Consider the following 23,017-nt stretch of genomic DNA (forward strand, 5'->3'; position numbering starts at 1 on the left):
TGGTCCGGGATGATCACGGCGCTCAGGCGCCGGGACCGCCGAAGATCTCGATGCGGTCGCCGGGGGCGAGCGAGACGATCGCGCGCTTGGTGTCGGGACGCTTGCCCATGCGGTTGCCCCGGCTGCGCTTCTTCTTGCCCTGGCGGTTGATCGTGTTGACGTCGAGGACCTTCACGTTGAAGACCTGCGCCACGGCGATCTTGATCTGCGTCTTGTTGGCGTCCGGGTGGACGAGGAACGTGTACTGGTTCTCGTCCAGGAGCCCGTAGCTCTTCTCCGAGATGACCGGCGCGAGCAGGACGTCCCGGGGGTCGTGGAAGGTCACGCCTTCTCCTCCTCGGCAGTGTCGGTGGTGCCGTCCTCGGTCGGAGCCGTGGCATCCGGGCCGGCGTTGGCGGCGGCGGCCTGCTCGGCCGGGGCCGCGGCGGCCTCGGCCGGGGTGGCCGGCGCCGCGTCGTCCCCGGACTTCGCCGCAGCCCGCTTGCGCGGCGTCGCGGCGGGCGCTCCGGCGGAGCCGCTCACCTCGACGGTGCCCTCGTCCACCGCGGGCGCGATCGACGGGACGCCACCGGAGATCTCGGAGGTGGCCAGGTCGGGCTTGGCACCACCGCGGGCGGGGCCGGCCACGAACTCGGCCAGCGCGGCCTCGGTGAAGACGATCTCGTCGGAGAGCAGGACGTCGTAGGTGTTCAGCTGGCCGGCCTCGAGCAGGTGCACCCGGGGCTCGTTGCGCAGGCTGATCCAGTTGAGGACGTCGTCGCGGTCGAGGACCACGAGCACCCGCTTGGCCTGGGTGACGGCGTCCAGCGCCTTGAGCGCCTCCTTCGTCTTCGGGGCGTCGCCCTCGACGAAGGTGGTGATGACGTGGACGCGGTCCTCGCGGGCCCGGTCGGAGAGGGCACCGCGCAGGGCGGCGGCCTTCATCTTCTTGGGGGTCCGCTGGGTGTAGTCGCGCGGCTGCGGGCCGTGGACCGTGCCACCGCCGGTGAACTGCGGAGCGCGGATCGACCCCTGGCGGGCGCGGCCGGTGCCCTTCTGGCGGTAGGGCTTGACGCCACCACCGCTGACCTTGCCGCGGGTCTTGGTCGCGTGCGTGCCCTGGCGCGCGGCGGCCAGCTGGGCCACGACGACCTGGTGCATCAGCGACACGTTGGCGCTGGCGTCGAAGAGCTCGCCGGGCAGCGTCACGCTGCCGGAGGTCGCCCCCGCCGGCGTCCGGACGTCGACCTGGCGGTCGGTCCGGGTCTGGGTGGACTGGGTCACTTGGTGTCACTCCCCACGGGACCGCCCTTGACGGCCGAGCGGACGAGCACGAGGCCGCCCTTCGGGCCGGGGATGGCGCCCTTGATCAGCAGCAGGCCGCGCTCGGTGTCCACCTTGTGGACCACGAGCGACAGCGTCGTCGTCTTGACCGCACCCATGCGGCCGGCCATGCGCAGTCCCTTGAAGACACGGCCGGGGGTGGAGGCCCCGCCGATGGAACCGGGCGACCGGTGCTTGCGCTGGGTGCCGTGCGCGGCGCCCAGGCCCTTGAACCCGTGCCGCTTCATGACACCGGCGGTGCCCTTGCCCTTGCTCGTGCCGATGACGTCGACCTTGGCGACGCCGTCGAAGACCTCGGCCGTCAGCTCCTGGCCGACGGTGTAGGTGGCAGCGTCGTTGGTGCGCAGCTCCACCACGTGGCGGCGCGGCGTGACGCCGGCCTTCGCGAAGTGACCGCCCTCGGGCTTGTTCACCTTGCGCGGGTCGATCTCACCGAAGCCGAGCTGCACGGCCGAGTAGCCGTCCACCTCGGGGGTGCGCACCTGGGTCACCACGCACGGCCCCGCCTTGACGACGGTCACCGGCACCATGCGGTTGTTCTCGTCGAAGACCTGGGTCATGCCCAGCTTCTCGCCGAGGAGTCCGCGGAAGTTGCTCGCCATGACTCCCCCTTACTGGATGTTGACGTCGACCGAGGCCGGCAGGTCGATGCGCATGAGCGCGTCGACCGTCTTCGGCGTCGGGTCGAGGATGTCGATGAGGCGCTTGTGCGTACGCATCTCGAAGTGCTCCCGCGAGTCCTTGTACTTGTGCGGGGACCGGATGACGCAGTACACGTTCTTCTCCGTCGGCAGCGGCACCGGGCCGACGACGCGCGCACCGGTCTTCGTCACCGTGTCCACGATGCGCCGCGCCGAGGCGTCGATCGCCTCGTGGTCGTAGGCCTTCAGCCGGATGCGGATCTTCTGTCCCGCCATCGCCTTGTCTCGCTCCTGCCGATCGTGAGTCTGTCTGTGGTGGGTCCCGGAGTCGGGACCCATGGGTCCGAGCACGAGCGTCTGGCCCGGACCCGGGAGACGGGCGGCGGCCGATCCGGCCGCCGCCCGTCCACGGGGTGTTACTTGAGGATCTTGGTGACGCGACCGGCGCCCACGGTCCGACCACCCTCACGGATGGCGAACTTGAGGCCCTCCTCCATGGCGATCGGCTGGATCAGCTCGACCGTCATCTCGGTGTTGTCGCCGGGCATGACCATCTCGGTGCCCGCGGGCAGCGTCACGACGCCCGTCACGTCCGTCGTCCGGAAGTAGAACTGGGGACGGTAGTTGTTGAAGAACGGCGTGTGCCGGCCACCCTCGTCCTTGGAGAGGATGAAGACCGAGGCCTCGAAGTTCGTGTGCGGGGTGATGGAACCCGGCTTCACGACGACCTGGCCACGCTCGACGTCCTCGCGCTTGATGCCGCGCAGCAGCAGACCGACGTTGTCACCGGCCTGACCCTGGTCGAGCAGCTTGCGGAACATCTCGACACCGGTGACGGTGGTCTTGGTCGAGGTGGGACGGATGCCGACGATCTCGACCTCCTCCGACACCTTGACGATGCCGCGCTCCACACGACCGGTCACGACGGTGCCGCGGCCGGTGATGGTGAAGACGTCCTCGACGGGCATGAGGAACGGCTTGTCGATGTCGCGCTCCGGCTCCGGGATCGCGGTGTCGACGGCGTTCATCAGCTCCATGAGGCGGTCGCCCCACTCGGCGTCGCCCTCGAGGGCCTTCAGCGCCGAGACGCGGACCACGGGGACGTCGTCGCCCGGGAACTCGTACTCGGACAGCAGCTCGCGGACCTCCAGCTCGACGAGCTCGAGGATCTCCTCGTCGTCGACCATGTCGGCCTTGTTGAGCGCCACGACGATGTAGGGGACGCCGACCTGGCGGGCCAGGAGGACGTGCTCCTTGGTCTGCGGCATCGGGCCGTCGGTGGCGGCGACCACGAGGATGGCACCGTCCATCTGCGCCGCACCCGTGATCATGTTCTTGATGTAGTCGGCGTGCCCGGGGCAGTCGACGTGCGCGTAGTGACGGTTCTCCGTCTGGTACTCGACGTGGGCGATCGAGATCGTGATACCGCGGGCCTTCTCCTCGGGCGCCTTGTCGATCTGGTCGAAGGCGGAGGCCTCGTTGAGGTCCGGGTACTTGTCGTGCAGGACCTTGGTTATCGCCGCGGTCAGCGTCGTCTTGCCGTGGTCGATGTGCCCGATGGTGCCGATGTTGACGTGCGGCTTGGTCCGCTCGAACTTGGCCTTGGCCACTGGGTTCCTCTCCTCGTGGTGTCGCAGTCGTGCGCGAACTCTGGGGTGGGGTTGCTGATGGGTTGCCGGGCGGGGGGTTCCGCCCGGCGGGTCACTCGCCGGTCGCCTTGGCGATGATCTCCTTGGCGACGTTCTGCGGGACCTCGGCGTACGAGTCGAACACCATGGTGTAGCTCGCCCGCCCCTGGGTGCGGCTGCGCAGGTCGCCCACGTAGCCGAACATCTCCGAGAGCGGCACCAGGGCCCGGACGACGCGAGCGCCGGAGCGCTCCTCCATCGCCTGGATGGTGCCCCGCCGGGAGTTCAGGTCGCCGATGACGTCGCCCATGTTCTCCTCGGGCGTGACGACCTCGACGGCCATGAGCGGCTCGAGCAGGGCCGGGCTGGCCTTGCGGGCGGCCTCCTTGAAGACCATCGAGCCGGCGATCTTGAAGGCCATCTCCGAGGAGTCGACCTCGTGGTACTGGCCGTCGACGAGGGTGGCCTTGACGCCCACCATCGGGTAGCCGGCGAGGATGCCGTACTGCATGGCGTCCTGCATGCCCGCGTCGACCGAGGGGATGTACTCCTTCGGGATGCGGCCACCGGTGACGGCGTTGACGAACTCGTAGGTCGGCCCGTCGCCGGAGACCTCGAGGGGCTCGATGCTGACCTGCACCTTGGCGAACTGGCCGGACCCACCGGTCTGCTTCTTGTGGGTGTAGTCGACCTTCTCGACCGCCTTGCGGATGGTCTCGCGGTAGGCGACCTGCGGCTTGCCGACGTTGGCCTCGACGTTGAACTCACGCCGCATCCGGTCGACCAGGATCTCCAGGTGGAGCTCGCCCATGCCGGAGATGACGGTCTGGCCGGTCTCCTCGTCGAGGCGGACCTGGAACGTCGGGTCCTCCTCGGCCAGCTTCTGGATGGCCGTGCCCAGCTTCTCCTGGTCGCTCTTCGTCTTGGGCTCGATCGCGACCGAGATGACGGGAGCGGGGAAGGTCATCGACTCGAGGATGACGGGCTTCTGCGGGTCGCAGAGGGTGTCACCGGTCGTCGTCTGCTTGAGGCCGTTGACCGCCACGATCTGGCCGGCGCCCACGCCCGCGCGCTCCTCGCGCTTGTTGGCGTGCATCTGGTAGATCTTGCCGATCCGCTCCTTGCGGTCCTTGGTGCTGTTCAGCACCGGGGACCCGGCGTCGAGACGCCCGGAGTAGACGCGCACGTAGGTCAGCTTGCCCAGGTGCTGGTCGGTCTGGATCTTGAACGCCAGCGCGGAGAACGGCTCGTCCTCGTCGGCGTGCCGGAGCACCTCGGTCTCGCCGTCCAGCGCGGTGCCGACGATCGCCTCGATGTCGAGCGGGCTGGGCAGGTAGTCGACGACGGCGTCGAGCAGGGGCTGGACGCCCTTGTTCTTGAACGCGGTGCCGGTGAGCACGGGGTTGACCTGCGCGGCGATGGTCGCCTTGCGGATCGCGGCCTTGATGGTCTCGACCGAGATCTCCTCGCCGCCGAGGTAGGCCTCCATGATCGAGTCGTCGAAGTCGGCGATGCCCTCGAGCAGCTTCTCGCGGTACTCGGCGGCCTGGTCGGCCAGCTCGGCGGGGATCTCCTCGACGGCGTAGTCCTCGCCCATCTTGGTCTCACCGCGCCAGGTGAGCGCGCGCATCTGCACCAGGTCGACGACGCCGATGAAGTCGGACTCGTTGCCGATCGGCAGCTGCAGGACGAGCGGGTTGGCGCCCAGGCGCTCGACCATCATGTCGACGCAGCGGAAGAAGTCCGCGCCGGTGCGGTCGAGCTTGTTGACGAAGCACATGCGCGGGACGCCGTACTTCTCGGCCTGCCGCCACACCTGCTCGGTCTGCGGCTCGACGCCGGCGACGCCGTCGTACACCGCGACGGCACCGTCGAGCACCCGCAGCGACCGCTCCACCTCGACGGTGAAGTCGACGTGCCCGGGGGTGTCGATGATGTTGATGTCGTGGTCTTTCCAGGTGCACTTCGTCGCGGCCGACGTGATGGTGATGCCGCGCTCCTGCTCCTGCTCCATCCAGTCCATCGTGGCCGCGCCGTCGTGGACCTCACCGATCTTGTACGTGATACCGGTGTAGAAGAGGATGCGCTCGGTCGTCGTGGTCTTGCCGGCGTCGATGTGCGCCATGATCCCGATGTTGCGGGTCTTGGCGAGCTGGGCCGCGTTGCTGGCCATCTCTACTTCTCCTCTTCGGTTCGGTCCGTGCACGGGTGCCGGGGGTCGCCCGGCGCATCCGCGGGCAGCGGGAGCTGGTGGAGTTCCGTCACCAGCGGTAGTGCGCGAAGGCCTTGTTGGACTCGGCCATCTTGTGGGTGTCCTCGCGGCGCTTGACCGCGGCTCCCAGACCGTTGCTCGCGTCGAGCAGCTCGTTCATGAGGCGCTCGGTCATGGTCTTCTCGCGGCGCGCGCGGCTGTACTGGATCAGCCAGCGCAGGCCGAGGGTGGTGCTGCGGGAGGCGCGGACCTCGACCGGGACCTGGTAGGTCGCACCACCGACGCGGCGGCTGCGGACCTCGAGGGCCGGCTTGACGTTGTCCAGCGCACGCTTGAGCGTGACGACCGGGTCGGTGTCGGTCTTGGCGCGGCAGCCCTCGAGGGCGCCGTAGACGATCGCCTCGGCGACCGAGCGCTTGCCGTCGACGAGGACCTTGTTCACCAGCTGGGTCACCAGCGGCGACTGGTAGACCGGGTCGGCGACGAGCGGACGACGGGGAGCGGGACCCTTGCGGGGCATGTCAGCTCTTCTCCTTCTTCGCGCCGTACCGGCTGCGAGCCTGCTTGCGGTTGCGGACGCCCTGGGTGTCCAGCGAGCCGCGGATGATCTTGTAGCGCACACCCGGGAGGTCCTTCACACGACCACCGCGCACGAGCACCATCGAGTGCTCCTGCAGGTTGTGGCCGACACCGGGGATGTAGGCGGTGACCTCGATGCCACTGGTGAGGCGGACGCGGGCGACCTTGCGCAGCGCCGAGTTCGGCTTCTTCGGCGTCGTCGTGTACACGCGGGTGCACACGCCACGGCGCTGAGGGGAACCCTTCAGCGCCGGGGTCTTGGTCTTCTCGACCTTGTCCTCGCGGCCCTTGCGGACCAGCTGGTTGATCGTGGGCATGGGGGGCCTGGATCTCCTACCTGCGCTGGGTCGTGCTGTCGGTCGGTGCTCTGTCTTCGGTGCACTGTCTTCGTGGCTCTCGTGCCGGGTGCCGGTCCTGCTGGGTGGGCCCGGTCCAGGCGCGCCGCACCTCCGGTCCCCGCGGTCGGGCGTGTCGCCCTTCCCGGGACCGGTCGGCGTTGCCAACCGGATCGGTCGCCCCCCGCGACTCGGCGCCACCAACCTGCCGGCGAGCGCACCGCGAACGGGAGCAGGCCCAGGACACCCTGGGCACGGCTGACCACGATACCCGCGCCGCGGAGGCCGGTGCAAACCGGGTCCCCATGTCGACGGAGCGAGGCCCGTGACCTCGGACTCAGATGGGGTCAACGCCGTCCGCGCCGGTTCATTCCCGGGCCTCGGCGGTGACCGGAACTCTACTGCCGACCGCCGTCCGTCGGCCCGTCGGCGGCCCGCGGGAGCCCCGACTGTCGTACCCCGGTCCTACCGTCGGTGCCAGGACGGACACCCACGGCGACGAGCCGGGGAGCGAGGGGGAACGGTGCAGGTCGACGAGGCCCGGGAGCTGAAGCTGCGCCTCGGGGCGCGCGTGGCGGGGTGGGACGTCCCGGTGACCGCCAGCGGCCTGGCGCCCGGGCGTGCGTGGTTCCGTCCCGCCTTCGGCCTGGCGCCGGTGGCCCCGGGCCAGGTCCGGCTGGCGGTGCGGGTGGCCACGCGGGCCGACGCCGCCGTCCTGCTCGACGGGGTCTCCGACGCCGTGCGCGCAGAGGTGGACGTGCGCGTCATCGGGCCGGTGCGGGCACTGCACTCCCCCGTCGGCACCGCCGGCGTCTCCCCCGCCGACCTGCAGCGCCGGGTCCGACCGCTGCGGCCCGGGCTGTCGGTCGCCCACCCCACGGTCACCGCAGGGACCCTCGGTGGCTTCGTGCGGGTGGGCGGGCGCCGCGCCGCGCTCTCGAACAACCACGTGCTGGCCGCGAGCGACGCCGCCACCCCGGGCGACGCGATCCTGCAGCCGGGCCCGGCCGACGGGGGCACCGCCGCGGACCGCGTGGCGACGCTGGGCGCCTTCCCGCGCCTCACGGCCGGGCCCAACCTGGTCGACGCCGCCGTCGCCGTCCTGGACGACGGGGTGGCGGCGGACCCGGGCGCTTACCCGGGCGGCCCCCTGGGCGCCACCGTGGTCGACGGCGATGACGTGGACCCCGACGTCCAGGTGGAGAAGGTGGGGCGCACCACGGGGCACACGCACGGCCGGGTCACCGCGGTCGAGGTCGACGGCGTGGCCGTGCAGTACGACGACGCCGTCCACACGTTCGACGGGCAGATCGAGATCGAGGGTCTGGGTGGCGCCTTCAGCGCAGGCGGGGACAGCGGCTCGGTGATCTGGCGCAGCGCCGATCGCGCCCCGCTGGCGCTGCTGTTCGCGGGCAGCGACATCGGCGGCGCGCAGGGCGGCGGGGTGACCTACGCCAGCCCCCTGGCCACGGTCCTGCGGGTGCTCGGCGCGCAGTGGGGGATCTCCGGGTGACCGGTGCCGCCGGGCACTGTTCGTATCGGCGGGAGTGGCGCACCATGGAGGGGTGTCCGACCGTGCCTCCGCCCGCGCCGCGAAGAGCGCCCTGAGCCAGCGGCTCGCTGCCGTGCCCGAGGTCGTGGGCATCGGGCTGGCGCGCCGCGGCACCGGCTACGTCGTGAAGGTGGACCTGGCCGATCCGGGAGCCGTCGGTCGCGTCCCCGGCGACGTCGACGGGGTGCGCGTGGTCACGCAGGTCGTCGGGGCGGTACGCCCGCTCTGACCGCCCGCCGATACGGTCGTGCCCGGCGCCGACGAGGGCGCCGACGACCCCGGGAGGGCACGTGCGCATCGGCATCCAGGCCAGCTACAGCGGGGGCTTCCGCGAGACCGCGGACGAGATCCGCGACCTCGAGGCCGCCGGGCTCGACGTCGCGACGATCGCAGAGGTCTACACCTTCGACTCGGTGAGCCAGTTGGGCTACCTCGCCGCGGTCACCGAGCGGGTGGAGCTGCTGAGCGCCATCTTCCCCATCTACAGCCGCACGCCCGCCCTGATCGCCATGACGGCTGCCGGGCTGGACTACGTCGCCGACGGCCGGTTCACCCTCGGCCTGGGTGCCTCCGGTCCCCAGGTCATCGAGGGCTGGCACGGTGTCCCCTACGACGCGCCGCTGCAGCGGACCCGCGAGATCGTCGAGATCTGCCGCCAGGTGTGGCGGCGCGAGCGGCTGGAGCACGCGGGGGCGAAGTACACGATCCCCCTGCCGGCCGAGCAGGGCACCGGCCTGGGCAAGCCCCTCAAGCTGATCAACACGCCCGTCCGCGAGCGCGTGCCGATCATGCTGGCCGCCCTCGGCCCCAAGAACGTCGAGCTCGCCGCCGAGATCGCCGAGGCGTGGGAGCCCATCTGGTTCATGCCGGAGCGCGCCGCGGACGTCTGGGGCGACGCCCTGGCCGCCGGCAGGGCCAAGCGCGACCCGTCGCTGGGTGAGCTGCAGGTCGTGGTCGGCGTCCCGGTCGCCATCGGCGAGGACGTCGACGCGCTGCACGACCTCGTGCGGCCGCAGCTGGCCCTGTACGTCGGCGGCATGGGCGCGCGGGGGAAGAACTTCTACAACGACCTCGCCGTCCGCTACGGCTTCGCCGACGCCGCCGCCACCGTGCAGGACCTCTACCTCTCCGGCAAGAAGGACGAGGCCGCGGCGGCCCTGCCCGAGGAGCTCGTGCGCGCGGTCTCGCTCATCGGCCCCGAGGGCTACGTGCAGGAGCGGATCGCCGCGTTCGCCGAGGCCGGCGTCACCACCCTGGCCCTGCAGCCGCTCGACGACAGCCGGGAGAACCGGCTGAAGACGGTCGCGACGATGCGGGAGCTGTGCGACCGGTAGTCCCCCCGTTGCGTCACATGACGCGAGAGGGCCCCGCAGGCTGATGCCTGCGGGGCCCTCTGCGTCTACGGGGTCAGCCCCGCCAGTCGTACTCCTCCAGGCGCACGGCCTCGCCGGAGCCCGAGCCGAAGACGTCGGGGCTGTAGTACTGCCCGTCGTCGTACCCGGCCATCGTGTAGACGGCGGCGCGGGCCTCCTCGGTCGGCTCGACCGTGATGTTCCGGTAGCGGCTGATGCCGGTGCCGGCCGGGATCAGCTTTCCGATGATCACGTTCTCCTTGAGCCCGAGCAGGCTGTCGCTCTTGCCCTGAATCGCGGCGTCGGTGAGCACCTTGGTCGTCTCCTGGAAGGAGGCGGCCGACAGCCACGACTCGGTCGCGAGCGAGGCCTTGGTGATGCCCATGAGCACCGGACGGGCCGAGGCCGGCTCGCCGCCCTCGGCGACGACGCGACGGTTCTCGGTCTCGAACAGCGTCCGCTCGACCAGCGCACCCGGGAGGAACTCCGTGGCGCCCGAGTCGATGATGGTCACCCGCTTCAGCATCTGGCGGATGATCACCTCGATGTGCTTGTCGTGGATCGACACACCCTGGCTGCGGTAGACCTCCTGGACCTCGCGGACCAGGTGCAGCTGCACCTCGCGCGGGCCCATGATCCGCAGCACCTCGTGCGGGTCCACCGCACCCTCGGTGAGCTGCTCGCCGACCTCGACGTGGGCGCCGTCCTCGACCCGCAGCCGCGACCGCCGCGACAGCTTGTCGATGACGACGTCGTCGGAGCCGTCGTCCGGGGTGATGGTGAGCTTCCGGAACTGCTCGCCGTCCTCGATCCGGACCGTGCCGGCCAGCTCGGCGATCGGCGCCTTGCCCTTGGGGACGCGGGCCTCGAAGAGCTCGACCACACGCGGCAGACCGTGGGTGATGTCCTCACCCGCGACGCCACCGGTGTGGAAGGTGCGCATCGTCAGCTGGGTGCCGGGCTCGCCGATCGACTGGGCGGCGATGATGCCGACCGCCTCGCCGACGTCCACCAGCTTGCCGGTCGCGAGCGACCGGCCGTAGCAGGTGGCGCAGGTGCCGAGCAGCGACTCGCAGGTCAGGACGCAGCGGACCTTGACCTCGTGCACACCGGCGTCGACCAGGGCCGCGATGAGCACGTCACCGAGGTCCTCGCCGGCCCGCGCCACGACCGTGCCGTCCGCGGCCTCCACGTCGGCGGCCAGGGCACGGGCGTACACGCTGGTCTCCACGTGCGCGTCCCGGGTGACCGTGCCGTCGACGACCGTGCCGATGGGCATGATCACGCCGCGGTCGGTGCCGCAGTCCTCCTCGCGGATGATGACGTCCTGGGAGACGTCGACCAGCCGTCGGGTGAGGTAGCCGGAGTCGGCGGTACGGAGCGCCGTGTCGGCCAGACCCTTGCGGGCACCGTGCGTGGAGATGAAGTACTCCAGCACGGACAGACCCTCCCGGAAGTTGGCCTTGATGGGCCGCGGGATGATCTCGCCCTTCGGGTTGGCCACCAGGCCACGCATGCCGGCGATCTGGCTGATCTGCATCATGTTGCCTCGGGCGCCCGAGTTGACCATGACCCAGACCGGGTTGGTGGTCGGGAAGTTCTCCACCATGGCCTCGCTGACCTCGGCCCGCGCGCGGGTCCAGATCTCGATGAGCTCGCCACGACGCTCGGAGTCGGTGATGAGACCGCGCTCGTACTGGCGCTCGACGCCGCGGGCCTCCTCCTCGTGCCGGTCGAGGATCTCGCGCTTGGCCGGCGGGGTGACGACGTCGTCGATCGCGATCGTGACCCCCGACCGGGTGGCCCAGCGGAATCCGGCCGACTTGAGGGCGTCCAGCGTCGCCGCGACCTGCACCTTGGGGTAGCGCTCGGCGAGGTCGTTGACGATCGCCCCGAGCTCCTTCTTCGGCACCTGGTAGTTGACGAAGCGGTAGTCCTCGGGCAGGGCCTCGTTGAACAGCACCCGGCCCAGGCTGGTCAGCACGCGCGCGGGGGCGCCCGGCGTCCAGTCCTCCGGCTGCTCCCACGCGGGGTTGACCTTGCCGTTGTCGACGCCGAAGACCTCGTCCAGACGGATCCAGGCCCGCTCCTGCAGACCCAGCGCGCCCTTGTCGTAGGCCATGACGGCCTCGGCCGTCGAGGAGAACGAGCGCGGCTGCCCGCCGTCGGACTCCAGCGGCGAGGCCACCAGGGTCGTCAGGTGGTACAGGCCGAGCACCATGTCCTGCGTCGGCGCGGTGATCGGACGACCGTCGGCCGGGCTCAGGATGTTGTTGCTCGACAGCATCAGGATCCGGGCCTCGGCCTGCGCCTCGGCCGACAGCGGCAGGTGCACCGCCATCTGGTCACCGTCGAAGTCCGCGTTGAACGCGGTGCAGACGAGCGGGTGGATCTGGATGGCCTTGCCCTCGACCAGCTGGGGCTCGAAGGCCTGGATGCCCAGGCGGTGCAGGGTCGGCGCACGGTTCAGCAGCACCGGGTGCTCGGTGATGACCTCCTCGAGCACGTCCCACACGACCGGCCGCGCGCGCTCCACCATCCGCTTGGCGGACTTGATGTTCTGCGCGTGGTTGAGGTCGACCAGCCGCTTCATGACGAAGGGCTTGAACAGCTCCAGCGCCATCTGCTTGGGCAGGCCGCACTGGTGCAGCTTCAGCTGCGGGCCGACGACGATGACCGAACGGCCCGAGTAGTCGACGCGCTTGCCGAGCAGGTTCTGGCGGAACCGGCCCTGCTTGCCCTTGAGCAGGTCGCTCAGGGACTTCAGCGGACGGTTGCCCGGGCCGGTGACCGGCCGGCCGCGACGGCCGTTGTCGAACAGCGCATCCACGGACTCCTGGAGCATCCGCTTCTCGTTGTTCACGATGATCTCGGGCGCGCCGAGGTCCAGGAGCCGCTTCAGGCGGTTGTTCCGGTTGATGACCCGGCGGTACAGGTCGTTCATGTCGCTGGTGGCGAAGCGGCCACCGTCGAGCTGCACCATCGGGCGCAGGTCCGGCGGGATGACCGGGACGCAGTCCAGCACCATGCCCATGGGCGAGTTGCGGGTCTGCTGGAACGCCGCGACGACCTTCAGCCGCTTGAGGGCCCGCAGCTTGCGCTGGCCCTTGCCGTTGCGGATGGTGTCGCGCAGCGAGGCGGCCTCGGCGTCGAGGTCGAAGCCGGCGAGCAGCTTCTGCAGCGCCGCGGCGCCCATGCCGCCCTCGAAGTACTCACCGAAGCGGTCGCGCAGCTCGCGGTAGAGGCCCTCGTCGGCGATGAGCTGCTTGACCTCCAGCTTGCGGAAGGTGTCGAGCACCTCCTCGAGGCGGTCGATCTCGCGCTGGGCGCGGTCGCGCATCTGGCGCATCTCGCGCTCGCCGCCCTCGCGGACCTTGCGCCGGACGTCGGACTTGGCGCCCTCGGCCTCGAGCTCGGCGAGGTCGGCCTCCAGCTTCTGCTGGCGACCCTCCACGTCGGCGTCGCGCCGGTTCTCCAGGTTCGACTTCTCGGCGCTGATCTCCGCCTCGATGGTCGGCAGGTCGCGGTGCCGCGACTCGTCGTCGACCGAGGTGATCAGGTAGGCCGCGAAGTAGATGATCTTCTCGAGGTCCTTGGGCGCCAGGTCGAGCAGGTAGCCCAGGCGCGACGGGACGCCCTTGAAGAACCAGATGTGGGTGACCGGCGCGGCCAGCTCGATGTGGCCCATCCGCTCGCGGCGGACCTTGGCCCGGGTCACCTCGACGCCGCAGCGCTCGCAGATGATGCCCTTGAAGCGGACGCGCTTGTACTTGCCGCAGTAGCACTCCCAGTCCCGGGTGGGGCCGAAGATCTTCTCGCAGAAGAGCCCGTCCTTCTCGGGACGGAGCGTGCGGTAGTTGATGGTCTCGGGCTTCTTCACCTCGCCGTGGGACCACTGACGGATGTCGTCACCACTGGCCAGGCCGATACGCAGTTCGTCGAAGAAGTTGACGTCGAGCAACTGATTACCCCTTTCAGGGGCTAGTTCTTCTTCATGGTGGGAGTCGGGGGCGCCGGCCGGCCCCGGTCAGGGGCCGGCCGGCGGCCGATCAGACGTCCTCGACGGACGACGGCTCGCGGCGGGACAGGTCGATGCCCAGCTCCTCCGCGGCCCGGAAGACCTCGTCGTCGGTGTCGCGCAGCTCGATCGCCTGCCCGTCGCCGGACAGCACCTCGACGTTGAGGCAGAGCGACTGGAGCTCCTTGAGCAGCACCTTGAACGACTCCGGGATGCCCGGCTCGGGGATGTTCTCGCCCTTGACGATGGCCTCGTAGACCTTGACCCGGCCGAGGATGTCGTCGGACTTGATGGTCAGCAGCTCCTGCAGCGCGTAGGCCGCGCCGTAGGCCTGCATCGCCCAGCACTCCATCTCGCCGAAGCGCTGGCCACCGAACTGCGCCTTACCACCCAGCGGCTGCTGCGTGATCATCGAGTACGGGCCGGTCGACCGGGCGTGGATCTTGTCGTCGACCAGGTGCAGCAGCTTGAGGATGTAGACGTAGCCCACGGCGATCGGCTCGGGGAAGGGCTCCCCGGAGCGACCGTCGAACAGCCGGGCCTTGCCGGTCTCCTTGACCATGCGCTCGCCGTCCCGGTTCGGGATCGTCGAACCCAGGAGGCCGACGATCTCGTCCTCCTTGGCGCCGTCGAACACCGGCGTCGCGGTCCGGGTGTTCGGCTGCGCCGCGCGGGCGGCCGACGGGAGGTTGGCGGCCCACTCGGGGGTGCCCTCGACCTCCCAGCCCTGCTTGGCGACCCAGCCCAGGTGCATCTCCAGGACCTGGCCGACGTTCATCCGGCCGGGCACGCCCAGCGGGTTGAGCACGATGTCGACCGGGGTGCCGTCCTCGAGGAACGGCATGTCCTCCTGCGGCAGGATCTTCGCGATGACGCCCTTGTTGCCGTGGCGTCCGGCGAGCTTGTCGCCGTCGGAGATCTTGCGCATCTGGGCGACGTAGACCCGGATCAGCTCGTTCACGCCGGCGGGCAGCTCGTCGCCGTCCTCGCGGGAGAACACCCGGACGCCGATGACCTTGCCGGACTCACCGTGCTTGACCTTGAGCGACGTGTCCCGGACCTCGCGGGCCTTCTCGCCGAAGATCGCCCGCAGCAGCCGCTCCTCGGGGGTCAGCTCGGTCTCGCCCTTGGGCGTGACCTTGCCGACGAGGATGTCGCCGGGGACGACCTCGGCACCGATGCGGATGATGCCGCGCTCGTCGAGGTCGGCGAGGACCTCCTCGGAGACGTTCGGGATGTCCCGGGTGATCTCCTCGGCACCGAGCTTGGTGTCGCGGGCGTCGACCTCGAACTCCTCGATGTGGATCGAGGACAGGACGTCGTCCTGCACGAGGCGCTGCGACAGGATGATCGCGTCCTCGTAGTTGTGGCCCTCCCACGGCATGAAGGCGACGAGCAGGTTCTTGCCCAGCGCCATCTCACCCTGGTCGGTGCACGGCCCGTCGGCGATGACCTGGCCGACCTCGACCCGCTGACCCTCGTCGACGACGGGGCTCTGGTTGATCGAGGTGCCCTGGTTCGAGCGGCGGAACTTGAGCAGCCGGTAGGTCTGCCGGGTGCCGTCGTCGGCCATGACGGTGACGTAGTCCGCGGTGGAGTCCTCGACCACACCGGCCTTCTCGGCCACGACCACGTCGCCGGCGTCGACCGCGGCACGCAGCTCCATGCCGGTGCCGACGAGCGGCGCCTCGCTGCGCAGCAGCGGGACCGCCTGACGCTGCATGTTGGCGCCCATGAGCGCGCGGTTGGCGTCGTCGTGCTCGAGGAACGGGATCATCGCCGTGGCGACCGAGGTCATCTGGCGCGGCGAGACGTCCATGTAGTCGACGTTCTCGGGCGACAGGTAGTCGACCTCACCGCCCTTGGTGCGGACCAGGACGCGGTCCTCGGCGAACCGGCCGTTGGCGTCCAGCGGCGAGTTGGCCTGGGCGACGACGAAGCGGTCCTCCTCGTCGGCGGTCAGGTAGTCGATCTGGTCGGTGACGGTGCCGTTCTCGACCCGGCGGTACGGCGTCTCGATGAAGCCGAACGCGTTCACCCGGCCGAACGAGGACAGCGAGCCGATCAGGCCGATGTTCGGGCCTTCCGGGGTCTCGATCGGGCACATCCGGCCGTAGTGGCTCGGGTGCACGTCGCGGACCTCCATGCCGGCCCGCTCACGCGACAGACCGCCCGGACCCAGCGCCGACAGGCGGCGCTTGTGGGTCAGGCCCGCGAGCGGGTTGGTCTGGTCCATGAACTGGGACAGCTGGCTGGTGCCGAAGAACTCCTTGATGGAGGCGACGACCGGCCGGATGTTGATCAGGGTCTGCGGCGTGATCGCCTCGACGTCCTGGGTCGTCATCCGCTCGCGGACCACGCGCTCCATGCGGGAGAGGCCGACCCGGATCTGGTTCTGGATCAGCTCGCCGACGGTGCGCAGGCGACGGTTGCCGAAGTGGTCGATGTCGTCGACGCCGTGCTCGGGCTCGCCGGCGTGCAGACGCACGACGTACTCGATGGTGGCGACGATGTCGTCCTCGGTCAGCGTGCTGGTCGCCTGGGGCACCGAGACGCCGAGCTTCTTGTTGACCTTGTAGCGGCCGACCTTCGCCAGGTCGTAGCGCTTCGCGTTGAAGAAGAGGTTCTCCAGCAGCGCCTGCGCCGACTCGCGCGTCGGCGGCTCGCCCGGACGCAGCTTGCGGTAGATGTCGAGCAGGGCCTCGTCCTGGCCGGCGATGTGGTCCTTCTCGAGGGTGGCCAGCACCGTGGGCGACCACTGGAAGTGCTCGCGGATGCGGTCCTCGGTCCAGCCCAGCGCCTTGAGCAGCACGGTGACCGGCTGGCGGCGCTTGCGGTCGATGCGGACGCCGACGGTGTCGCGCTTGTCGACGTCGAACTCCAGCCACGCACCGCGGCTGGGGATGACCTTGGCGCTGAAGACGTCCTTGTCCGACGTCTTGTCCAGGGTCTTGTCGAAGTAGACGCCCGGGCTGCGGACCAGCTGCGAGACGACGACGCGCTCGGTCCCGTTGATGACGAAGGTGCCCTTGTTCGTCATGATCGGGAAGTCGCCCATGAACACCGTCTGCGACTTGATCTCGCCGGTGGTGTTGTTCATGAACTCGGCGGTGACGAACAGCGGCGCCGCGTAGGTCATGTCCTTGTCCTTGCACTCCTCGAGGGACGCCTTGACGTCCTCGAAGCGCGGGTTGGAGAAGGACAGCGACATCGAGCCGCTGAAGTCCTCGATCGGGGAGATCTCCTCGAGGATCTCGGCGAGGCCGCCGACGGCCGAGGCCTGCTCCTCGGGCGAGAGGGTGGCCCGCCACTCGGGGCTGCCGATCAGCCAGTCGAACGAGGCGGTCTGCAGGGCCAGCAGGTCCGGCACCTCGAGCGGCTCGTTGATCTTGGCGAAGGAGACGCGCAGCGGCGCGCCGGGGATCTTCTGCTGGTCGGCCTCACCGGTGCGGGGGCCGGACTGCGGGGTGGTGCTCTGCGGACTGGGTGATTCGGTGGTGCCTGCGGAGATGCTGGTGGGGCGAGAGCCTGCCAAGATGCGTCCTTCCAAGGACCTCACGACGTGCGGGCGGTCGGCGGTGCTTTTTCGTCCTGGGTCGTCGTCGGTTTCGGCGGGGCTGACCCGAGCCTGAAGAGGCCCTGTCCGAGGAGCACCGGAGGGGGCCTGGGGACGGGTTCCCGGGCACCCCGAGTGACCCGTCTCGGCGGGCATGCAGTCAGGGGGCAGCGCAACAGGGAACCCTACCCCTGCTCCGGGGCACTGTCCACGTCGGGGGTCGTGACGACCGACACCCGGGAAGGACCAGTGCGCGGAGCGGGACTGCCGCGAGCCATGGTGCCAGCCCGCGGCCGTCCGTCACGCCGCCACGCCGTACGGCGAGCGCTTCCTCACCCTGTGGTGAGGACCGTCAGCTCGCTGATCTTCCAGTCGTCGTCGACCTGGACCATGCGGATCTGCACGGTGCGCACGCAGGACTGCTCGCCCTCCGGGGTGACCACGCACTCGCTGCCCTCGGGTGCGGGCTGGGTGCCGGTGTTCACCGACTTCGCCACCAGTTGGCCGAAGACCACGAGCGTGGCCTCGTCCTGCTCGTCGTCCACCTGCTGGACCGCGACGTCGCGCACGTCGTAGCGGATGGTCGCCGACACCTGCTCGTACGTGTCGATGAGCGCGCCCTGCGTCTCGGCCTCGTACTGGGTGCGCAGGTCCCCGGTGAGCGCGTCGAGCTGGCCGGCGACGCTGCCCGCGGAGTCCTCGTAGTCGTACCGGTAGACCGCCTCGACGTTCTCCTGCGCCGCCGTGAAGATGTCGGGGTCCACGTGGGTGCGGTCCGGCCGCTGCCAGACCAGGAGCGCGGCGGCGACCGCGGCCAGGACGCAGAGCACCGCCAGGACGGCGACCACCGACACCCGCCGCCGGGGTCCGGTGCCGGCTCCCGTGCGGTCAGCGGCGGCGGTCGCGGAGCGCGCACGGGCCGGCCGCTGCCGGCGGGCGGACGCTCCGGCGCCGGAGGGCTCGGGGCGGTCCGTGGCGGGCGCGGGACGGTCCTCCGGGTCGGCGGCGGCCGGGCGGGGCCGCGGGGCGGGCCGGGGCGCGGCCGGCCGCTCGCCGGAGACGTCCTCGCGCTCGCGCCGGCTGCCGGCGACGCGGGGCCGGGGGCTCGGGCGCTGCGCCGCCCCGGGCCGGGGGCGCGGCGTGGGCCGCGGACGGTCGTCGGGGCGGTCAGTCATCGGACCCGGTCCCCCTGATCGCCGACAGCAGCCAGCGGTCGCCCTCGCGCCGCAGGTCGACCTCGATGCGGTCGCGGCGCACCTGGGCGGGGACGCCGGCCGCCTGCCGGGTGGTCGCGATGACCATCACCACCGTGCCCTCGTCCTCGGTCGCGCGGGTGACGCCGGCACCGACCACCTCGGAGCTGGTGACGGCCTGGGCGTCGACGATCTGCTGCCGCGCCTCCTCCAGCCCCGACACCGACTCCTCGGTGAGCTCGCCGGTGGTGACCCGGCGGGCCTGCTCGATGTCGTCGTCGATGGTCAGGTGGTCGAACGACGTCAGGTCGACGACGTTGGAGCGGGCGGCCTGGAGCACGTCGACGTAGGTGCCCGTGCGCACCGAGGACTCCTCGGCGAAGAGCCGCGGCGCGAGCAGGTAGGCGTTCAGCGCCAGCAGGAGGATCAGCAGCACGCCCAGCGCCGGGGCGAGCGGGACGCTGATCCGCCGGCGGCGGCGGACCGGGGCGTCGTCGGCGTCGGCGTCCGTGTCGCCCACGGGGTCGGCGTCGGCCTCGTCGCGCTCGGGGGCCCGGCGGGCCGGAGCGTCGGCCGGCGTCTCCTCGCCGGTCGCGAGGGCCGGCTCGTCGCCGTGGTCGGCGACGGCCGTCGTCCGGGCGCCGGCGGCCTCGGCGTCCCCGTCCGGGGGCGTCGCCGCGTCCGGCCCGCGTCGGCGCGCGCTCGGGCGCGGCCGGTCGGGGTCGCTCACGGATGGGTCCTCTCGGTCGGGCGGGCGGGTCGGTCGTCGGGGTGCGGCTGGCGCTGCACCGTCACGGTGCCCCCACGCCGACGGCGAAGGGCAACCCGCCCAGGATGGTCGACAGCACGTCGTCGAGGGTGGCCAGGATCGGCGGCAGCCCGCCGATCTGCCCCTGGGGACCCGGGGAGCCGACCCCTCCGTCGCGGCCGATGTTCTGCTCGCCGCGCAGGGTCGAGCCGCTCTCGTCGACGCCGTCGCCCGGGTTCGGGTCGGCCCCGTTGATCACGTCGCAGCGGACCGACTCGGTGTCGATGCGCAGGATGTCGTCCGGGCTGTTCGCGGCGCCGGTCGAGACGTAGCCGCTGGTGCAGGCCCGCGGGTCGTCGGCGTTGAGCACGAAGCCGAAGTGCGCCCGCATCTCGTCGCCGTCGCGCCGGACCACGGTGAAGCCACCGGAGACGACGTCGGGGTAGGTGACGAGCAGCTGCTCGACCGCGGTCAGCCGCGGGATGGTCACCCCGTTGAGGATGTCGACGTGGTTGACCAGCGAGCCCAGCCCGGGGCCGGCCCGGTCGAGGAGCCGCTGCAGGGCGTCGCCGGCCTCCGGCGCGCTGACCAGCAGCCCGCGCAGGTCCGGGTCGATGTCGACGAGGGTGTCGCTGACCCCGCGCAGGTCGTCGGCCCACTGCTCGATGGCCGAGCGGCTGGCGACCTGGGTGTCGAGCACGGTCCGGCCGTCGGTGATGAGGGCCAGCGTCTGCGGCAGCGACTCCTCGGCGCGCGCCAGGAGCAGGTCGCCGTTGTCGATCAGCCGGGCGAGGTCGTCGCCGGCGCCCTCGAAGGCGTTCCCGAGCTCCTCCACGACGACCCGCAGGTCCTCGGGGTCGACGGAGTTGACCAGCTCGTCGACGTTGAGCAGCAGCTGCTCGACCGGGATCGGGATCGCGGTGCGCTCGACCGGGATGACCGCGCCGTCCTGCAGGTACGGGCCGTCGTCGGCGGCGGGCCGCAGGTCGACGTACTGCTCCCCCACCGCGCTGCGCGTGGCGACGACGGCGTCGGTGTCGGCCGGGATGTCCTCGGCGTCGGGGTCGATGGTGAGCGTGACGCGGACGCCGTCCTCGGTCAGCTGCATGTCGCTGACCCGACCGACGGCGACGCCCCGGTAGGTGACCTCGGCGTTGACGAAGATGCCGCCGGAGTCGACGAAGTCGGCCTCCACCTCGTAGCCGGTGCCGAGCAGCAGCCGGTCCAGGCCGACGTAGTTGAAGCCGACGTAGGAGATGCCGAGCAGCGCGACGACGGCGAACGCCAGCAGCTGGAGCTTCGTCTTCCGGGTGATCACGGCGTGCCTCCCACGATCGCGGGGATGTCGCCGGCGATGGACGGCGCCGGGGCGGGCTGGCCCTCCCCGGTCGTGGTGGCGGTCTGCTCGCCGCCGGTGTCGCCGGCGCCGTTGGCCGGCGAGGTCCCGGGCACGCCGCAGGCGCCGCCGGCGATCGCCGCCGGGTCGAGGATCTCCAGGCCTCCGGTCACCGGGTCGACGACGTAGCGGCAGAGCAGCTCCCGCAGGTCGAAGCCCAGGGTGGCCGTCATGTTCGTATACAGGCCGTAGCCGCCGGTGCGGGCGTCGTACCGCGGGTTCAGCGGGCACGGGTCGCCGGTGAGGCAGCCCTGGACCGAGCTGGCCGGGAAGGGGTAGGTCAGCAGCAGGTCCAGGGAGTTGGCGAGGTCCGGGCCGGCCGCGGCGAGCTGGCTGAGGATCGGCTGCAGCAGCCGGAGGTCCTCGACGGTGTTCTGCCCCGCCTCGTTGATGACGCGGGTGCCGACGTCGCCCAGTCGCGCGAGGCTGTCGAGCATCGAGACCAGGAGGTCGCGCTGCTGGGTCACGACGTCCAGGCCGGGGCCGATGCTGTCCAGCGCCGTCTCGATCGTCTCGGTGCGACCGGCGAGGGTGCCGGCGAGCGCGTTGACGCTGTCCAGCGCCCGGTTGATCTCCTCGCGCTGCTGGTCCAGGCCCCCGATCAGCACGTCGAGGGAGTCGAGGGTGTTCCGGATCGCCTCCTCGCGACCCTCCAGGGCGACACCGAGCTCGCGGCTGATGGTCTGCAGCTGGGCGAGCCCGCCGCCGTTGAGGACGAGGGACAGCGCGCCGAGCAGCTCCTCGACCTCGACGTTGCGGTTGGTCCGGTCGAGCTCGATCAGGGAGCCGTCCTCCAGCTCCCCCTGCGGGTCCTCGTTGCCCGGCGCGGCGAGCTCGACGTACTTCTCACCGAGGAGGGAGGACTGCTGGATCATCGCCACGGCGTTGGCCGGGAGGTCGACGTCGCCGTTCACCTGGACGGTGACCAGCGCCGTCCAGTCGTCGGACAGCTCGATGTCCTCCACCCGACCCACGGCCACGTCGGCGACCCGGACACCGGCCTGCGGGACGAGGTCGAGGACGTCGAGGAACTGGATCTGCACGGTGTACGGGTCGTCTCCCAGGTCCGCACCGCCGGGGAGGGACAGCGAGTAGGCGCCGCGGAACCCGCACCCGCTGAGCATCAGCACGCCGGCCGCCAGTGCGGCCGCGCGGCGCACGCCGGCCCTCACTGGGCGCTCCCGGTGAGCACCGGCAGGCCCAGGACGCCGCCGTCGGCGGGGGCACCGGGTCGCGGCCCGGCGGGGGCGGCCCCACCGAACAGCGACTCGAGGAGCTCCTCGAGATCGGGCCTGCCGTTGCCGTTGAGGTCGTCGATGGTCCCGTCGTTGCCGGGGTCACCGGACAGCAGCCGCAGGCAGATCTGGTCGGTGGGCGGCAGCGTGAGGAAGTCGGCCAGGGTGTTGAGCGAGATGCCGGCGACGTTGAGCCGGCCCGCCGTCCCGAGCAGCTGGCACACGACGACCTCCGGGCTGGTCGAGCCGAGCGAGTTGTCGCGGGTGTCGAGGGTCCCGTAGTCCGGGTTGTAGGCGTGCGCCACGTTGCCCAGCGCCGCCGGGGCGACGTCGAGGATCTCGGCCAGCGCCTGCCGCTGCTGCACCAGCGTGAGCGTGACGTCGGCCAGCCGGTCGACGTTGGTGGTCAGCAGGTCGGTGTTGGTCTGCACGAAGGTCGCGATCTCCCCGAGGGCGTTCGAGAGCAGCTGCACCGCTGCCGCCAGGTCGGCCCGCTCCGCCTCCAGCTGGGAGGCCACCGCCGCCATGTTGTCGTTGAACTGGCCCACCTGGGCGTCGATCGTCGCCAGCGCCGAGGTGAAGGTCTGCAGCTCGTCGATGGAGCCGAAGAGGTCGTCCCGGTTCTCCGCCAGCGTCTCGACCGCCTGGGAGAACCCGGTCAGGGTCCGGTTCAGCGCCTCGCCGTTGCCGTCGAGGTTGGCCGCACCGACCTCGAGCAGGTCGTCCAGGGCGCCGTTCTGGTTGGCACCGGTGGGGCCCAGCGCCGCGGAGAGCTCGTCCAGCGCGCCGTAGACCGCGTCGAGCTCCACCGGGGTGGCGGTGCGGTCCAGGCCCAGCTCGGCGCCGTCGGCCATCGTCTCGCCGCCGCTGTAGACGGGGGCGAACTGCACGTACCGGTCGGAGACCAGCGACGGCGCGAGGATGACCGCGTCGGCGTCGGCCGGGATGTCGTAGCCCTCGTCGACCATCATCTCGACCTTGACGCGGTCGCCCATCGGGACGACCTCGGTGATCTCGCCGACGTCGATGCCGAGGATCCGCACGTCGCCGCCCTCGTAGATCCCGACGGCCTGGGTGAAGTAGGCGGTGACCCGGTACTGGTCGGCAGGCCGCAGGACGGTCCAGCCGATCGCGCCGATCAGCACCAGCGCGGCGGCGATCGCGACCCCGCGCTGCAGCGAGCCGCTCACGAGTCCTCCTCGCCGGCGCTCGTCGGCCGCGTCCGCGGCACCGCTGCCCTGCCCTCGCA

General features: G+C 71.0%; 18 protein-coding genes. 3 read left to right on the forward strand and 15 right to left on the reverse strand.

Annotated elements, in window-relative coordinates; translation table 11 throughout:
- Positions 1-22: 22 nt before the first annotated feature.
- The 8 genes from rplW to rpsL all read right to left on the reverse strand — a co-directional run bounded on the left by rplW (position 23) and on the right by rpsL (position 6,700).
- On the reverse strand, positions 23-325 hold the full coding sequence (rplW, locus tag DQ240_RS03555; protein ID WP_113838249.1) for a 50S ribosomal protein L23: 303 nt from the start codon (positions 323-325) through the stop codon (positions 23-25).
- Complete coding sequence (gene rplD, locus DQ240_RS03560) at positions 322-1,263, reverse strand: 50S ribosomal protein L4 (RefSeq protein WP_233498460.1); 942 nt, start codon at positions 1,261-1,263, stop codon at positions 322-324. Before rplD ends, rplW begins: the two co-directional genes overlap by 4 nt.
- Positions 1,260-1,925, reverse strand: a complete 666-nt coding sequence (gene rplC, locus DQ240_RS03565) for a 50S ribosomal protein L3 (RefSeq protein WP_113838250.1) — start codon at positions 1,923-1,925, stop codon at positions 1,260-1,262. Before rplC ends, rplD begins: the two co-directional genes overlap by 4 nt.
- Before the next feature lie 9 nt (positions 1,926-1,934).
- Positions 1,935-2,240 carry a 30S ribosomal protein S10 gene (rpsJ, locus tag DQ240_RS03570; RefSeq protein WP_014742859.1) on the reverse strand — a complete coding sequence of 102 codons (306 nt, stop codon included), beginning with the start codon at positions 2,238-2,240 and terminating at the stop codon, positions 1,935-1,937.
- Positions 2,241-2,380: 140 nt separating this feature from the next.
- On the reverse strand, positions 2,381-3,574 hold the full coding sequence (gene tuf / locus DQ240_RS03575) for an elongation factor Tu (protein WP_113838251.1): 1,194 nt from the start codon (positions 3,572-3,574) through the stop codon (positions 2,381-2,383).
- A gap of 91 nt (positions 3,575-3,665) precedes the next feature.
- A complete protein-coding gene (fusA, locus tag DQ240_RS03580; protein ID WP_113838252.1) occupies positions 3,666-5,765 on the reverse strand; it encodes an elongation factor G in 2,100 nt (699 codons plus the stop codon).
- An 88-nt stretch (positions 5,766-5,853) separates the two neighbouring features.
- A complete protein-coding gene (gene rpsG, locus DQ240_RS03585; protein WP_091213426.1) occupies positions 5,854-6,324 on the reverse strand; it encodes a 30S ribosomal protein S7 in 471 nt (156 codons plus the stop codon).
- A gap of 1 nt (position 6,325) precedes the next feature.
- Complete coding sequence (rpsL, locus tag DQ240_RS03590; protein ID WP_012950487.1) at positions 6,326-6,700, reverse strand: 30S ribosomal protein S12; 375 nt, start codon at positions 6,698-6,700, stop codon at positions 6,326-6,328.
- 541 nt (positions 6,701-7,241) lie between these two features.
- Here rpsL and DQ240_RS03595 point away from each other — a divergent pair.
- From DQ240_RS03595 to DQ240_RS03605, 3 genes are all read left to right on the forward strand, one after another.
- Complete coding sequence (locus DQ240_RS03595) at positions 7,242-8,231, forward strand: hypothetical protein (protein WP_113838253.1); 990 nt, start codon at positions 7,242-7,244, stop codon at positions 8,229-8,231.
- Between the two features lie 52 nt (positions 8,232-8,283).
- The gene (locus DQ240_RS03600) at positions 8,284-8,499 is read left to right on the forward strand and encodes a hypothetical protein (protein WP_113838254.1); all 216 of its coding nucleotides are present in this window, start codon (positions 8,284-8,286) and stop codon (positions 8,497-8,499) included.
- 61 nt (positions 8,500-8,560) lie between these two features.
- Positions 8,561-9,604, forward strand: a complete 1,044-nt coding sequence (locus DQ240_RS03605; RefSeq protein WP_113838255.1) for an LLM class F420-dependent oxidoreductase — start codon at positions 8,561-8,563, stop codon at positions 9,602-9,604.
- A 73-nt stretch (positions 9,605-9,677) separates the two neighbouring features.
- Here the strand turns inward: DQ240_RS03605 and DQ240_RS03610 are convergent, their stop codons facing one another.
- The 7 genes from DQ240_RS03610 to DQ240_RS03640 all read right to left on the reverse strand — a co-directional run bounded on the left by DQ240_RS03610 (position 9,678) and on the right by DQ240_RS03640 (position 22,958).
- Positions 9,678-13,583, reverse strand: coding sequence for a DNA-directed RNA polymerase subunit beta' (locus DQ240_RS03610; protein WP_113838256.1), 3,906 nt, complete (start codon positions 13,581-13,583; stop codon positions 9,678-9,680).
- Between the two features lie 88 nt (positions 13,584-13,671).
- Positions 13,672-17,064, reverse strand: coding sequence for a DNA-directed RNA polymerase subunit beta (gene rpoB, locus DQ240_RS03615; protein WP_113838315.1), 3,393 nt, complete (start codon positions 17,062-17,064; stop codon positions 13,672-13,674).
- A 464-nt stretch (positions 17,065-17,528) separates the two neighbouring features.
- The gene (locus DQ240_RS03620; RefSeq protein WP_113838257.1) at positions 17,529-18,371 is read right to left on the reverse strand and encodes a hypothetical protein; all 843 of its coding nucleotides are present in this window, start codon (positions 18,369-18,371) and stop codon (positions 17,529-17,531) included.
- A complete protein-coding gene (locus DQ240_RS03625; RefSeq protein ID WP_113838258.1) occupies positions 18,364-19,119 on the reverse strand; it encodes a hypothetical protein in 756 nt (251 codons plus the stop codon). Before DQ240_RS03625 ends, DQ240_RS03620 begins: the two co-directional genes overlap by 8 nt.
- A 61-nt stretch (positions 19,120-19,180) precedes the next feature.
- Positions 19,181-20,455 carry an MCE family protein gene (locus tag DQ240_RS03630; protein ID WP_158548505.1) on the reverse strand — a complete coding sequence of 425 codons (1,275 nt, stop codon included), beginning with the start codon at positions 20,453-20,455 and terminating at the stop codon, positions 19,181-19,183.
- A complete protein-coding gene (locus DQ240_RS03635; RefSeq protein WP_233498461.1) occupies positions 20,452-21,705 on the reverse strand; it encodes an MCE family protein in 1,254 nt (417 codons plus the stop codon). Before DQ240_RS03635 ends, DQ240_RS03630 begins: the two co-directional genes overlap by 4 nt.
- Entirely contained in the window at positions 21,702-22,958 is a 1,257-nt protein-coding gene (locus tag DQ240_RS03640) for an MCE family protein (protein ID WP_113838260.1), read from the reverse strand. Before DQ240_RS03640 ends, DQ240_RS03635 begins: the two co-directional genes overlap by 4 nt.
- Positions 22,959-23,017: the final 59 nt, after the last annotated feature.

The sequence above is a fragment of the Blastococcus sp. TF02A-26 genome, assembly GCF_003319125.1.
Classification (GTDB): Bacteria; Actinomycetota; Actinomycetes; order Mycobacteriales; family Geodermatophilaceae; genus Trujillonella.